Raw genomic sequence first — 14331 nt, forward strand, 5'->3', positions numbered from 1 at the left:
GTGCGCTCCGTTTAGGTCGAACAATGTCAGGGGGTCTTCGCGAAGCTCCCAGTAATGGCCGCGATTTGCGGTCCCTTCGCGGTCACCGTCGACGTTCCCATGCCGCGCGTCGCAGGGCGCGATCGGGAACCCGACCGCGTTCAGGCAGTCGAGATCGTTGACGTCATTGCCGATATAGGCCGTCTCGGCGCGCGTCACGCCGTTCTCGGCGAGCCAGCGGTCGAGCTCGGGCAGCTTGTCGTCGATGCCCTGGCGGGCCTCGATCTTCAGCTTGCGCGCCCGCGCCGAGACCACCGGGTTGACCTCCTTCGACAGGATCAGCGTGCGGATCGTGGTCAGCTTGCGCAGCCGGTCGAGCCCCATGCCGTCCGAGCGGCTGGCGAACACCGCCTCCCGGCCGTCCTGGTCGACCAGCACCCGATCGTCGGTGAACACCCCGTCGAAATCCATTACTAGCGCCTTCACTCCCGCCGGGAAGGCGAGCGTCGCGGGCTCCGAGAGCCGTCTCAGCATGGTCAGCTCGCGATCCGCTCGACGGGCGCCGCGTAGAGATCGGTCTCCGTGCTGTAGCTGTTGTGATGACCGAGATAGAATCTGTAGTCCGGAAGCATCCGGGCGAGCGCGAGCGGTATCTCGAACAGGTGCTCCATCGCGTGGTAGATGCTGACCTGCAGCATCGGCCGTCTGTTGTTGAGCGTGTCGCGCGCGCCCTCCAGAACCGCCTGCTCGAACCCCTCGACGTCGAGGCTGATCAGGTCGCAACGGCGCGAACCATCCTCCGCCAGGAAGCCGTCGATCGACGTCGATCGCACAATGGCGTCGCCATCGTCGTCGATGTTCGAGGACCCTGAGCCGCTCGCCTTGAGGCGCACGAAGCCTTCCTTGTCGGTGAGCGCCGCCTCGACGATCTCGATCTGGCCGTGCTCGGGCGTGAGCTCCTCGGCGATCACCTTCTCGATCCGCTTCACGTTCGATTTGTCCGGCTCGAATGCGTAGACCTTGCCGCCGGCCCCCACCCGCCGCGCGAAGTCGAGCGACGTCCGACCGTCATAGGCGCCGGCGTCGATCACACCGTAGCCCTCGCGCGCGCGAACCTGCGGGTGGCTGTACTCAGGATACTCGGCCATCCGCAGATAACCGTGATCGCCCGAGATCCGGTGGCGGATCACCGAGCCCAGGGTCCGCCGGCTCTCGTCATCCGCCAGCAGCCCGAACAGTTCTGAAAGCGCGGCCTTGTTCTTCTCAAGGTAATCGTACTGCGTCCGGCCGCCGCGATACTTCTGGTCCTCACGAAACAGCACGTTTCGGAACCCGTTCAGCGCCAGCGCAATGCATTTGCGCCGGACCTGCCGGCCGAAGGCGACCACCGCGAGATCGGGCCGCTCACGGAGACGATCGACGTCGACATTGCCGATCACCGTGAGGTTCCGCTGGGCCTGCAGCCCCCCGATGAACTCGGACTTGCGGCCCGCTGCGGCTTTGAACCACTTGCTGGCCTTCTCCATTTCATCGAGGTCGCACACGATGAAGGTCGGCCGCGCGAAATCAGCCTTCTGGTGGACGCGCCTGTAGAGAGGCGCCTCGGAGACCATCCGGATCATATCGTTCCCCGTCACGTTTTGATGCCCCGCCTACTGCCTTCGTCGGCTAGAAGAACCGCGACGCAAAGGCGCGGCGCAGAGAGCCGAAGAAGTTCACGCTCTTCTTGCTTCCGATATATTCGAGGACCCTTGCGCGTATCTCGGCGCCCGCGGTTATCCGGTCGCTGCAATCGATGAAATGCGAATGGTGGATCCAGTATATGTAGCGTTTCAACGTCGCTGACGGGAGCAACGGAAGCTCGCCCCGGAACATCGACGCGAAATCGCCGGCGCGGCGAACTTCGAAGCAGGCGTGCCGGTAGTCGCTCTTACCGAACAGGTAGACCGGCTTCATGTGGAACAGCGCCTCGAAGCCGACGCCGGAGTTCACCACGCAGACCGCGGTCGCGCCGCGGATCAGGTCATGGACGGAAGCCGAGGAGACGATGAACTCGCCCGTTCGCTCGCCTGTCTTCAGGCGCTCCGCCACCGCCGGCGAGGTGCAGAGCGGATGCCGTTTCACGACGAGGTTCATGCCGTTCGCGCGGCAATATTCCGAGACCTCCTGCAGCATGTCGAGCATCGGCACATAGGCGAGGCGCTGGACCGAGTCGTTGATGATCTGGAGGCCGACGAACACATAGGGCGTCGGCAGCTCCTGCCGGACAGCATCCGGCTGCTCGTATTTCGAGATGTTCCTGGCGATCAGCGTGCCGGCGCGCTCTTGGAAGAAAGCCTCCGCTTTCTCGAGGTTGATCGCGCCAAGGTTCAGATCCTCGAGGCCAAGTTCGGCGACTGAACACCACCCCGCATATCCTTTGGGATCGAGCGTGATGTAGCCGGGGTGATAGGCCTCCTTGAAGTGCATGCTCAGGCCCGGCTCGTCCTGCGTGTGATAGGACAGCAGGCACCTCCCCTTCCGCCCCGGGACTACCGTCTGGCTGTCGAGCTTCGAGCGAATGCGGATCGGCCGCCCCGTCGCTCTCGCCGCCGCGAGAATCTCGCCCTGCGCGAAGCGGAGCGTCGACCTGAACAGCCGGTTCTCGTCGGGCTTGAAGGTGAGGGCCGCCGAGGAGAGCACCACCTCGACGGCGTCCGGCGGCGTCGGCAACTTCACGCCCCGGATGCGCCTCTGGAGGTCCAGCCGCGCCGCCTCGACGTGGTCCAGCCAGCCGGCCGTTTCCTGGCGCACGAGCGCCAGCATCTCGGCGAGATCGTCGACGCCGGAGAGCTTCCGTTTCCGCGCCAGCGCCAGGACGCGCTCGGCGCGATCGAGGTCGTAGACGTCGAGCCAGAACCGCGCGAGCCGCACATACTCCCGCTTGAACAGCTTTGGCTGCCTCTCGCACTCCTTGGCGTCCTTGATGGCGCGCTTGAGCGCGAACTTCATCACGCCGAACTTCCCGATCCGCTCCGCGACCAGCGCGAGGCCCTTGGCGAAGCGGAACTTGACGCCGGGCGTCAGCTCCAGATAGCGCCGGCCGGCGTCGACAGAGGCCTCGACCATTCCGCCATAGCGACAGATGAACCAGACAGCGCGCCAGACATCGGCGTTCGGGCCCGTGGCCTTCAGAAGTTCGTGCAGCTGATCCTGAGCGCCCGCGACGTCGCCCTGTCCCGCCAGCACGAAGGCTTTCGTCATGCGCGATTGAAAAACGCCCATGTGATTACTGCTGGCGAGATCCCTGATCCTGGTCGCGTGCCGCGGATAAACGACCTTCTGGATGTACTCCATGTAGCAGATGTCGCTGATCGGTCCGGTGAGCGCGAGGCGGACGATTCTTCGCTCCGCGGCGCCGAAGTCCTTCGCCTTCATCAGCGCGAGGGCGCCCGATTCCAGCCGGGCTCGAACGACCGCGGAGGCCCGGCTGCGTCTCGCCGGGGCCGCCGCCACGGGATCGCGCCGAACCGGCTGCGGGCGGAGAGCGTCCGGTCCCGGCATGGCGGGCGGCGGAAAGGCGCCGTCCTGCGCGGACCATGCGTCCAAGGCTGGGAGAGCGTCCGCCACGGCTCAGGCGACGCCCAGCTTGACCAGGTCGTGCATATGCACGACGCCGATCTCCGGGCCCTGGTCGACCACGAACAGAGCCGAAATCACGTTGGCCTGCATCTCGCTCAGGGCGGTGGCGGCCAGTTCCTCCCCCGAGATGGTCTGCGGCGCGCGCGTCATGACCGCGTCGACCGTCATGTCGGTGAGCTGTGGGCCCATGTGCCGGCGCAGGTCGCCGTCGGTGATGACGCCGATGAGCCCGCCCGACGCGTCGGCGACGGCCACGCAGCCCAGGCTCTTGGCTGACATCATGATCAGCGCGTCGGCCATGCCGGTTCCGGTGCGGACCACCGGCGCCGCCTCGCCCGACCGCATGACGTCCCTCACCAGGGTCAGCACGCCGCCCAGCTTGCCGCCTGGGTGGAACCGCTTGAATTCGAGCGGCGTGAACCTGCGCCGCTCAAGCAGCGCCACCGAAAGCGCATCGCCCAGCGCGAGCTGCATCAGCGTCGAGGTCGTCGGCGCAAGTCCATGCGGGCAGGCCTCGGAGACCGTCGGCAAGACAAGCGCGACGTTCGCCGCTTTGCCGAGCGCGCTGCGGCCGTTCGACGTGATGGCGACCAGCGGCACCCTGAAGCGGCCGGCGTAGTTCACCAAGTCGCGCAACTCCGCGGTCTCTCCCGACCAGGACAGGGCGAGCACCACGTCCTTCGTGGTGATCATGCCGAGGTCGCCATGGCTGGCCTCCGCGGGATGCACGAAGAAAGCCGGCGTTCCGGTGGAGGCGAGCGTCGCGGCGATCTTGCGCGCGATGTGGCCGCTCTTGCCCATGCCGGTGACGATCGTGCGGCCCGGGGCGTCGCCGATCAGATCCACGGCCTCCGCGAAGCTCTGACCCAGCGCGCCTTCAAGGGACTTCCGGAGACGCGCCACGCCCGCGACCTCGACGTCGACCGTCCGCAGCGCGGAATCCACGGAAGCTGCCAACGACCGGCCCTGAGCCAGCGCGCCGAACGGCTGCTGCACTGCCATATCCATTGCGCCATCTCCTCGGTGGAACTCGGCGGCCGGGGCCGCGAGAAGGCTGCAAAGCGCCTCCGCGCGGCGACCGTCTATATTCACCAACTAGATGGCGATGCTGTCACAAACAAGCATTTTTAGACTGATCGACCTAAAAATGCCGCCGCGTACCTGTTTATTACATATCGATGACTGTCACAAATCCTTCATCCATGAACTCTACTCTGCAGTGACTATCGTGCGCGGGGTGGAGCGACGACCCTGATGACGGAAATGCGGACGGGCGGATGAAGGCCGGCCATCTATTCATCCCTGGTGCGATGCAGCATCCCCGACCTGTCCGTCCGCTTGTGAGCGGTTTGACGGCGATCGTCCTCGCCGCCGCGTGCGCCTTGGTCTGGCCCGCGAGCGCGCAGGCGGAGCGAAGCGGCCGTTCCGAGCCGGCGGACGCGCCATGCCCGCCGCCGCAGACCTCGGGCCGGGGCATCGTGCTGGACGAAGGCTGCGTCTACGACGCGCCGATCGTCCTGAAGACGAGCGGCGCCGTGCTCGACTGCCGCGGCGCGCTGATCGACCTCCGGCGGCGGCATCGGTTCGGCATCGAAATCGGCGTGGAGGCCGGCGTTCGCGACGTCACGGTCAGGAACTGCCGCATCGCCAACGCCGCCAACAGCGGCGTGGTGGTCGGCTGGCAGTCGCCCGCCTCGGTGCGGGAGAAGAAGTATACGGAGGAAGAGCGCTACGTCGCGGCGACCCAGCGGGTCACGCTCGACAATGTCACTTCAACCGACAACGACATCGCCGGGATCTATGTTCTGGCCTACTCGCAGGATGTGCGGATAACCGGCTCTCGCCTCAGCCGGAACGCTGGCGTCGGGGTCTATATCGGGCCGCAGTCAATGCGGACCACGGTCGAAGACAGCGAACTCAGCGCGAACGGCCTGGGCTCCCCGCGTCACGAGCGCAGAGGCCTCGGAAGGCGAGAGGGCGTGGCGATCGACGCCTCGAGCGACAATGTCATCCGCCGCAACACGTTCCGCGGCAACGGCGGCGCGGTCTACCTCTACAAGAACTGCCAGGAGATGGTTTCCGGCCACGGCAGGAACTTCAAGCGCACGAAGCCGAGCGAGCGCAACCGGATCGAGGACAACAAGATCCAGGGCTCCTTGATCGGCGTCTGGGCCGCCTCACGGCAAAGCCGCATCCTGGCCTCCTCGGACTGCGGCGACCCGTATTACGGCGAAGGCAATTACGTGCTGGACCGAGCCCCCGGCAACATCATCGCCCGCAACACGTTCACGGATGTCGGGGTCGCGGCCGTGATCGAGGACGACCGCAACCGTTTCGTCGACAATATCATCAGCGGCGCCGCCAACTCCTGCGCCGTGGTCGGGACCGGGCCCCGCTCAGAAAAGCTCGGCCGGCCGGTCGTTGACGTCGTGGTGGCCCGCAACCGCTGCCAGTCCGCCCAGGACGGCTTTGTGTTCGCGTTCGGGGCGCCGCCGTCCGGGTTCGCCGCGAACGAACTGAACGGCCGGGAGGCCTCGCCGACGGCCGTGCGCTGCGCAGGCGGCGTCATGCCGTTCAAGGGCCTCGGCTATGCCGACGCGTGCAGCCGCGCGCAGTGACCCAAAGCCCGCGCCCGGGCGCCCCTCGATGACTTTCAGCCTCTGCCCCAGGAGACGCCTGTGACCGTTGAGCGCGTGGACGAGTGCGACCAGAGGAACAACAGGGTCACGTTCTCCGGGGAACGATCCTCGATGCCCTCGGCGCTATCGGTGGCCGGCGAGTCGAACCGTGCGGACCTCGGCTCGGGCGGAAAGCTGGCCGGCCTCCAGGTCACGATCCGAGGTTCGCGCAACCGGCTGATGATCGGCGACGACTGCATCCTGACCGGGCGGATCATCATCAAGGGCGACGCACAGACCGTCCGGATCGGCGCGCGCACTTCGTTCCAGCACGTCTCCCTCTACAGCGTCGAGGGCTGCGACGTGACGATCGGGGAGGACTGCATGTTCTCGAAGCGCATCGAGATCCGCACCTCGGACTCGCACTCCATCATCGACCGGGCGACCGGGCTGCGGCTCAACCGGCCGGGCTCGGTGACGATCGGAAACCACGTCTGGATCGGGCTGGAGGCGGTCGTGTCGAAGGGCGTGCGGGTTCCGGACAACTCGATCGTGGGCGCCAAGTCCTTCGTGAACAAGTCGTTCCACGAGCCTTATGTGCTGATCGCGGGCGTGCCGGCCGCGATCATCCGGCGGAACGTGGACTGGGACCGTCGGCTGCTCCCGGTCGAACCCGAACTGGCGCTGCGGCAAGCCTGAGGGCGGGACGCGGGCGCCCCGTCCCCCGCGGCGCCTCAGCCTGCCTTGGCGAGCCTGTCGAACGCCATCAGGCGCTCCAGCAGCGCCGGCATGTCCTTGAGCGCCAGCATGTTGGGGCCGTCCGAGGGCGCCCGGTCCGGATCCGGATGGGTCTCGATGAAGACGCCGGCGACGCCCACCGCGACCGCGGCGCGGGCCAGCACCGCCACGAACTCGCGCTGCCCGCCCGAGGACGTGCCCTGCCCGCCCGGCTGCTGCACCGAATGGGTGGCGTCGAAGATCACCGGCGCGCCGGTCTTCGCCATCTCGGGCAGCGCGCGCATGTCGGAGACGAGCGTGTTGTAGCCGAAGGAGACGCCCCGCTCGGTCAGCAGGACGCGGCGGTTGCCCGCGCTCGTCAGCTTGTCCACGACGTTGCGCATGTCCCAGGGCGCGAGGAACTGACCTTTCTTGACGTTGACGGCGCGCCCGGTGGCCGCCGCGGCGAGCAGCAGGTCGGTCTGCCGGCACAGGAAGGCCGGGATCTGCAGCACGTCGACGGCCTCGGCGACCGGCGCGCACTGCGCGGCGTCATGCACGTCGGTCAGCACCGGCAGGCCAAGGCGCTCGCGGACTTCGGCGAACACCGGCAGCGCCGCCTTCAGACCGACGCCGCGCTGAGCGGAAGCGCTCGTGCGGTTCGCCTTGTCGAACGAGGTCTTGAAGACGAGCCCCATCCCGAGCTTGTCCGTCATCTCCTTCAACGCCGAGGCCACCTCGAGCGCATGGTCGCGGCTCTCGAGCTGGCACGGCCCTGCGATCAACGCCAGCGGCAGCTCGGCGCCGAAGCGCGCCGAGCCGATTTCGACGACGGCCTCGGGGCGGTTCTGGACGGGAGCGTTCATTGGGCGGTTCTCCGATGCGTTGGGCCGCAGATAAGCAAGCCGCGGTGTCGTGGTTATGACGAAATCGTCACAAGCGCGAGCCGCGATCTCGCGCCGGCCGCTCTCTCGCCTGCCGGACCATCATCCCGAGGCGCGAGGTTCCGGCGGCTCCGGCAGCACCACGGGACTTGATCCGCGCTGGCTGATCTTCTCGCCCGGGAGCACGGTGCTCAGGCTGCCGGGCCGCGGCAGGTAGACCACCCTGCACCACGGCCGGAGGAAGTCCAGCCTGCCGGTCCATTCGCCCCCGATCCCCAGGACATCGACGCCGAGCCTCTGGACGTCCGCGGGCTTCTGCTCCCAGTCGTGTTCGGGGATGACCCCGCTGACGCACCGCAGCGCGCCCACCAGCCTGATGCGGGCTTCAAAATCGATCAGACAGCGCTCGCCCTTCATACGGCTGAACGCGTCGGTCGAGACGCCGACATAGAGCTCGTCGCCGAGCGCCGCCGCTCGCTCCAGGAAGTCCAGATGGACGGCTCGGAGCAGGTCGAACGTGCCGTAGGTGATGACCCTGACCAAATCGACTCCGAAAGAGCGCTAGGCCCCACGCCACCCCGCGTTCTACGGCGGCTCCCTGACAGGCGGGTGACAGCCGCGGGCCGTCGGAGCTGCGCCCCCCGCCTCGCGCCAGGGAACCAGCCCGCAGCGCGGGTGTTCCCGATAAAGGCAGGACGAACAGGAACGAGAGAGCAGCGCGTGCGTCAGATCGTAGCCAAGGCGGAACCCGAACTGTCGCAGCCCGGCGCCGCCGCGTTCTACGAAGAGGCTCTGGCCGAGCTGCACGCCGCGTCGATCCCGTTCCTGCTGGCGGGGACCTATGCGGTGAGCGCCTATACGGGGATCACCCGCGAGACCAAGGATCTCGACGTGTTCTGCAAGGCGAGCGACTTCCCGCGCATCCTTGGACACTTCAAGAACCGCGGCCTCGACATCGTCGTCGAGGATGAGCGCTGGCTCGGCAAGGTGATCCGCGGCGAGCTGTTCTTCGACGTCATCTTCGCCTCCGCCAACGGCACGATGCCGGTGGGAGACGCCTGGTTCGAACACGCGCGACAGGTCGAGCTGTTCGGTCAGAAGCTCAAGATCGTCTCCCCGACCGAGCTGATCTGGTCCAAGTGCTTCATCCAGCTGCGGCATCGCTACGACGGGCCCGACATCGCCCATGTCATCCTGAAAGCCCGCGACGACATCGATTGGTCCCGTCTGCTCAAATACATGGAGCTGCACTGGGAGGTGCTGCTCGCCCATCTGGTCAATTTCCGATGGTGTTACCCGACCGAGCGGGACGCCATCCCGGACTGGCTGCTGGATGAGCTGCTCGGCCGAATGGCGCGGCAGCGCGAGCTCCCGCGCCCGCAGATGAAGGTCTGCCGCGGCCGCATGTTCTCACGCGTGGATTACGCGATCGACGTCGCGGAGTGGGGCTTCGCCGACGTCGGCGGCGAAGGCGACTGGCGGAACGACTGAACGGGCGGAGAAGCGATGACGGCCAACGGGGTTCTCAAAGTCGCTGCGATCGGCGACCTGCATGTGAAGGAGGAGGCGACGCGCTCCTTCCGGGAGATGTTCGCGGAGATCTCCCGCGAGGCGGACGCGCTGGTGCTCGCGGGCGACCTCACCGATCTGGGCAAGCCTCGCGAGGCGGAGTTGCTCGCCGAGGATCTGCGCGCATGCTCCGTTCCGGTCGTCGCGGTCTTGGGCAATCACGACTTCGAGTCCGACGCGGTCGATGAGGTGTCCACGATCCTGCGGCAGGCGGGTGTGCGGCTGCTGGACGGTCAGGCGACCGAGATCGAGGGCGTCGGCTTCGTCGGCGTGAAGGGCTTCGTCGGCGGGTTCGGCAAGGCGATGCTGGGCGCGTTCGGCGAGCCGGCCATCAAGGCGATCGTGGCCGAGAGCCTCGGCGAGGCGATGCGGCTCGAGAACGCGATGCGCAAGGTGTCGTCGGAGCGCGCGCTCGTCGTGCTGCACTACGCGCCGATCCCCGAGACGGTCGCGGGCGAGCCGCTCGAGATCTTCCCGTTCCTCGGGTCGTCCCGCCTCGCGGAGATCATCGACCGGTTCCCGGTCAAGGCGGTGGTTCACGGCCACGCGCATCGCGGGGTCTTCGAGGGCCGCACACCCGGCGGCGTCCCGGTCTTCAACGTCGCTCACCACATCGAGAAGCCGGGCGGGCGGCCCTACGCCCTGCTCGAGTTGTGAACCTTCGCTTGTCCGCGAGCGAAACCGCGGACGCCTGACAGGCTCGGCCGCACAGATCGCTCAAGACGAAAAAGGCCGGCCCCGGGGGGCCGGCCTCGTCATCGCGGGTCTTGAGCCTGGGCTCAGTCCCTGGTGGTCAGCACCGGCGTGGCGTCCGCGGTGAACTTGTAGGCGATGCCGCCGTAGAAGCCGCGCGGACGGGCCGGCGTGATGCTCCGGCTGCCCCTGAGGTTCAGGAACTCGATGTCGTCGTTGTCGTAGAACGTCCCGTAGGTCGCGTACTTGTTGTTGAAGACGTTGTCGACGAGGCCAAACACCCGGATCTGGTCGGTGACCTGATAGGACGCGTTGGCGTTGAAGACGACGTAGCCCTTCAGCTTCTTCTCCTGGTTGGACTCGTCGCCCACGAAGTACTGGCTCGACATCGCGACCACGTCGGCGCCCAGGGTCAGCTTCGGAAGCGGCTTGAAGGCGAAGCCGGCCTTGAACTGATGCTCCGGGATACCGGGCAGGTTGTCGCCCTTTCGCACACGGATCTCGCCGCGGCCGTCAGCCGAGGGGCTGTTCGGCGAACCGAGGATCATGTTCTTGCGGAAGGTCGCGTCGATGTAGCTGTAGTTCGCGTAGAGGCCCCAGGTCTCGGTCTGGTAGTCGGCCGAGAGCTCGACGCCAGCGCGGCGGGTGTTGCCGCCGTTGACGAAGTAACCGCGGCCGGTCAGCGGGCTCGGAACCGTCAGAATGTCGTTGTGGTTCTGAGCGAAATAGCCGCCGATCTTCCAGTTCATGACGCCGCCGAAGTTCGAGGTGCGGCCGCGCAGCCCGATCTCGCCGGTGCGGGTCACGACCTGCTTCAGGGGCGGATCAGAGACCAGGAAGCCCTCAAGCTGGCAGGGGTTCGACGGATCGGCGCAGCCGAGCTCGAGCGGCGTCGGAGCGCGGTTGCTCTCCGAGTAGCCCGCATAGGCGGTCATTTCGGGAGTGATCTTGTAGGTCAGGCCCGCCATCGGGTTGAAGCGGGTGAAGTTGTGCGACCCGTCGAGGCCGGCGCCGGCCGGATTGCCGTTGAGGTCGACGTTGAAGAACTGGCCTTTGTCGCGCAGCTTGATGTGCGCGTAGTTCAGCCGTGCGCCGAGCGTCGCCGACAGCCGGTCGGTGAGGTCGAGCGTGTCGCTGACGTAGAGACCGAGATAGTTGTTCCAGGTCTTCACGTCCGACGGCAGGATGCCGCCCGGAATGGTGGTGTGGTAGATGTCGCCCGTCCCGATCACCTGCAGGTTGTCCGGGATGATGCCGAGCTCGCTGTAGCCGCTGAAGTCGCTCCAGCCGTGGTCGTAGCTGACGCCGGCCACGAAGTGGTTGGTCTTGCCGAACAGCTGACCCGTGTTCGTGACCTGCGCGGTGCCGCCGACCGTCTGGTTCTTGGTTCGCGAGCGCTCGATCGAGCCCGGACGGGCGGCGAAGCCCGCGGGAGTCGCGATCGGGTCGCCGTTGCGGTCGCGGACGATCAGGCGGGGATCATCCTCGTCCGGGTTCGTGCCGGTCTCGGGATCGATGATGTCGTCGGCCTCGAGGCAGAGCAGCGCCGGATTGTCTTCGCACGGCCGCACGTCGGTGTCGTTTCCGTCGACGTGCTTCTGCTTGAAGCGGCGGTAGTAGACGTTGGTCTGCAGGCCCCAGTTGCTCCCGAGGTCGAACTCGCCCGTCAGGTTGAGCTGCGCCGCCTGGTTGTCGGTGGTCTGCGGGCCGGTGTAGACGCTCTTGCGGCCACCGCGCTCCAGCAGCTCACGCGGCGTCGGGCCCACCACGCCGAGATGCGTGTCCGCGAGCGAGAAGTTCAGGTGAATTTCGGCGGCGTCGCCCTTGTAGCCGACGTCGCCATAGACCCGCTTGACGTCGGACTTCGAGAAGTCGCGCCAGCCGCCGTCACGCTCGCCTTCCAGGGCGAGGTAAGTGGCCCAGTTTCCGAACTGCTGGCCCCACTGGGCGTTGCCGGAGAACTTGCCGAACGAACCGGCGAGGAACTCGGTCTCCAGACCCTGATAGGTGAAGCCGTTCTTCATCTTGATGTTGAGCGCGCCGCCGAGCGCGTTCAGACCGAACACCGGATTGTTGGTCCAGATGTCGATGCGGTCGATCGCGACCTCCGGGACGAGGTCGAAGTTGACGGTGTCGCCGAACGCCTCGTTCTGGCGGACGCCGTTCTGGTAGACGGCCAAGCCCTGCGGAATGCCGTTCAGCGGCGAGGCCACGAAGCCGCGGAAGTAGAAGTCCTTGAAGTACGGGTTGCCCTGCACGTCGCTGAGGTTGACCGACGGCGTCCTGCGCGCGATCGCTTCCGAGACGGAGCTCTGAGAGACGTTGGAGAAGTCGCTCTGCGTGAGGGTCGTCACATCCGCCGGGACCTTATCGCGGTCCAGCGCGTCGCCGCCGAGCGGCGTGGTGCCGATGACGTCGATTTCCTCGAGGGCGGTCGCGCGCCCATCCTGCGCCAGGACAGGCCCAAGCGACGCAAGCGTCGCCAGACTCACTGTCCCCAACAGCGCGGCCGATCTTCTAAGCCCCATCCCCGAAGTCCCCTCACGCGACAATCCTGCCTGTCCCCGGCAGTCACGATTTTTTTAGAACGACCGCAGAGTGGCCATCAATCCAACACGGATGTGGCGAGCTCAGATTCCGGCGTTAAGGTGCTGATTTACAACATTATTATTATCGACGGGCAGGTCTGGCCAATTCGTCGGGCACTATTTCGTGATGCGCCGGGAACATCTGGCAGACGCCTATGGAAAAGCTTCCTGAATGATCGTCGGGATGAGCTCCGACACTGTAGGATGAATCGGCACGGCGCGCTCAAGTTCGGGGTAGCGCGCGCCGAGGTTCATCGCGTCGAGGACGCCATGGATCGCCTCGTCGCCGCCGACGCCGAGAATCGCGGCGCCCAGGATCTCCTGGCTCTCCGCGTCGAGCACGATCTTCATGAAGCCGTCGGTCTCTCCCTTCTCGACGGCGCGCGCCACCCGCGTCATCGGCCGCCTCCCTACCCTGATGGCGCGGCCCGTCGCCCGCGCTTGCGCCTCGGTAAGTCCGACGCGGCCGAGCGGCGGATCGGTGTAGAGCGCATAGGCCGGGATACGGTCGCTTAGCCGGCGGGAAGCGCCGTCGAGCAGGTTCGCGGCCACGATCTCGAAGTCGTTGTAGGCCGTGTGCGTGAAGGCGCCGCGGCCGTTGCAGTCGCCGAGCGCCCAGATGTTGGGGGCCGTGGTCCTGAGTTCGTCGTCGACCTTCACGTAACCGCGGCCGTCAAGCTCGATCCCTGCGTTTTCGACGTCGAGGTCGTCGGTGTTCGGGCGCCGGCCGATGGCGAGCAGCACCTGGTCGCCCACGATCTCGGCCGCGCCCGACGCGCAGTCGAGCCCGACCGCCACCTCGTCGCCGCGCGGCTCGAAGCGGATGCACTCCGCGCCCACGCGCACTTCGACGCCCTCGCGCTCCAGAATGCCCGTGATGGCGTCGGAGACGTCCTCGTCCTCGCGACTCGCGAGCCGCGGCCCCTTTTCGATCACCGCCACCTCGCTGCCGAAGCGGCGGAACATCTGCGCGAACTCGAGCCCGATATAGCTGCCGCCGATGACCACCAGCCGCCGGGGCAGGCGCTGGAGCCTCAGTATCGAGCTGTTGGTCAGGTGCTGGATGTCGCCGAGGCCCGGCAGGTCCGGCGCGAGCGCCCGGCCGCCCACGTTGAGAAAGATGCGGTCGGCGGCGAGCAGTTCCTCGCCGACCCTGATCTCGCGTGGCGACACGAAGCGCGCGTGGCCTTGATAGACCGAGCACCGCTCCATCCCGCGCAGCCACGACTCCACGCCGTCGCGGGACTTGCCCGAGATGGCGTCCTTGCGGGCCATTACGGCGGCGAAGTCGACGCTCACGCCGGCCGGCACGTTGACGCCGTAGTCCGCGGCGCGGCGGGCGAGATGGGCCGCATAGGCGCTCGCCACCATGGCCTTGGTCGGCGTGCAGCCGGTGTTAACGCAGGTGCCGCCGAACAGGTTTCGCTCGACAATCGCGACCGTCATTCCAGCGGAGGTCAGCCGGCCGGCGAGCGCGGGTCCGGCCTGGCCCGCGCCTATGATGATGGCGTCGAAGCGGGCGCTCACAGCAGCGCTCCAACCGTCGCGGCCGCGAGCCCGATCGCTATGACGTCCTCGATGAGAGCCGCCGGCATGTCCCGTCCCAGCGCCGCCGCCAGGCGCGCCCGCCCTGCGGCGCCTCCGAGCGTGCCGAGCGCGGCG

12 protein-coding genes are annotated in these 14331 nt (G+C 67.0%); 4 read left to right on the top strand and 8 right to left on the bottom strand.

Annotated elements, in window-relative coordinates; all coding sequences use genetic code 11:
• From ACIKT0_RS05490 to ACIKT0_RS05505, 4 genes are all read right to left on the bottom strand, one after another.
• The coding region (locus ACIKT0_RS05490; protein ID WP_407104370.1) for a KdsC family phosphatase at positions 1–513 on the bottom strand (513 nt) is incomplete at its 3' end.
• 2 nt (positions 514–515) lie between these two features.
• Positions 516–1616, bottom strand: a complete 1101-nt coding sequence (locus ACIKT0_RS05495; RefSeq protein WP_407104371.1) for an FkbM family methyltransferase — start codon at positions 1614–1616, stop codon at positions 516–518.
• A gap of 31 nt (positions 1617–1647) precedes the next feature.
• Positions 1648–3567 carry a capsular polysaccharide export protein, LipB/KpsS family gene (locus tag ACIKT0_RS05500; protein ID WP_407104372.1) on the bottom strand — a complete coding sequence of 640 codons (1920 nt, stop codon included), beginning with the start codon at positions 3565–3567 and terminating at the stop codon, positions 1648–1650.
• A 24-nt stretch (positions 3568–3591) separates the two neighbouring features.
• Positions 3592–4602: a KpsF/GutQ family sugar-phosphate isomerase gene (locus ACIKT0_RS05505; protein ID WP_407104379.1), complete on the bottom strand. Its 1011-nt coding sequence runs from the start codon at positions 4600–4602 to the stop codon at positions 3592–3594.
• A 347-nt stretch (positions 4603–4949) separates the two neighbouring features.
• On the opposite strand from ACIKT0_RS05505, the gene ACIKT0_RS05510 reads away from it, so the two are divergent.
• Together ACIKT0_RS05510 and ACIKT0_RS05515 are read left to right on the top strand one after the other, a co-directional pair.
• Complete coding sequence (locus ACIKT0_RS05510) at positions 4950–6218, top strand: right-handed parallel beta-helix repeat-containing protein (protein WP_407104373.1); 1269 nt, start codon at positions 4950–4952, stop codon at positions 6216–6218.
• 60 nt (positions 6219–6278) lie between these two features.
• Positions 6279–6917 (top strand): acyltransferase, encoded by a 639-nt coding sequence (locus ACIKT0_RS05515; protein ID WP_407104374.1) that lies wholly within the window; start codon positions 6279–6281, stop codon positions 6915–6917.
• Positions 6918–6952: 35 nt separating this feature from the next.
• Here the strand turns inward: ACIKT0_RS05515 and kdsA are convergent, their stop codons facing one another.
• Together kdsA and ACIKT0_RS05525 are read right to left on the bottom strand one after the other, a co-directional pair.
• The gene (gene kdsA, locus ACIKT0_RS05520; protein ID WP_407104375.1) at positions 6953–7801 is read right to left on the bottom strand and encodes a 3-deoxy-8-phosphooctulonate synthase; all 849 of its coding nucleotides are present in this window, start codon (positions 7799–7801) and stop codon (positions 6953–6955) included.
• Positions 7802–7921: 120 nt separating this feature from the next.
• Positions 7922–8362: an adenylyltransferase/cytidyltransferase family protein gene (locus ACIKT0_RS05525; protein ID WP_407104376.1), complete on the bottom strand. Its 441-nt coding sequence runs from the start codon at positions 8360–8362 to the stop codon at positions 7922–7924.
• A 186-nt stretch (positions 8363–8548) separates the two neighbouring features.
• On the opposite strand from ACIKT0_RS05525, the gene ACIKT0_RS05530 reads away from it, so the two are divergent.
• Together ACIKT0_RS05530 and ACIKT0_RS05535 are read left to right on the top strand one after the other, a co-directional pair.
• Positions 8549–9310: a nucleotidyltransferase family protein gene (locus tag ACIKT0_RS05530; protein WP_407104380.1), complete on the top strand. Its 762-nt coding sequence runs from the start codon at positions 8549–8551 to the stop codon at positions 9308–9310.
• Between the two features lie 15 nt (positions 9311–9325).
• Entirely contained in the window at positions 9326–10045 is a 720-nt protein-coding gene (locus ACIKT0_RS05535; RefSeq protein ID WP_407104377.1) for a metallophosphoesterase family protein, read from the top strand.
• A gap of 122 nt (positions 10046–10167) precedes the next feature.
• On the opposite strand, the gene ACIKT0_RS05540 is transcribed toward ACIKT0_RS05535, so the two are convergent.
• Both ACIKT0_RS05540 and ACIKT0_RS05545 read right to left on the bottom strand, forming a co-directional pair.
• A complete protein-coding gene (locus ACIKT0_RS05540) occupies positions 10168–12573 on the bottom strand; it encodes a TonB-dependent receptor (RefSeq protein WP_407104381.1) in 2406 nt (801 codons plus the stop codon).
• A gap of 249 nt (positions 12574–12822) precedes the next feature.
• On the bottom strand, positions 12823–14196 hold the full coding sequence (locus tag ACIKT0_RS05545; RefSeq protein ID WP_407104378.1) for an FAD-containing oxidoreductase: 1374 nt from the start codon (positions 14194–14196) through the stop codon (positions 12823–12825).
• Positions 14197–14331 lie beyond the last annotated feature (135 nt).

The sequence above is a fragment of the Hansschlegelia beijingensis genome (assembly GCF_045505405.1).
Lineage (GTDB): Bacteria > Pseudomonadota > Alphaproteobacteria > Rhizobiales > Methylopilaceae > Methylopila > Methylopila beijingensis_A.

Bases quoted from the DNA above. Each gene is read 5' to 3' on its own strand.
- kdsA (WP_407104375.1), bottom strand. From the start codon at position 7,801: ATGAACGCTCCCGTCCAGAACCGCCCCGAGGCCGTCGTCGAAATCGGC.
- ACIKT0_RS05535 (WP_407104377.1), top strand. From the start codon at position 9,326: ATGACGGCCAACGGGGTTCTCAAAGTCGCTGCGATCGGCGACCTGCAT.
- ACIKT0_RS05505 (WP_407104379.1), bottom strand. From the start codon at position 4,602: ATGGCAGTGCAGCAGCCGTTCGGCGCGCTGGCTCAGGGCCGGTCGTTG.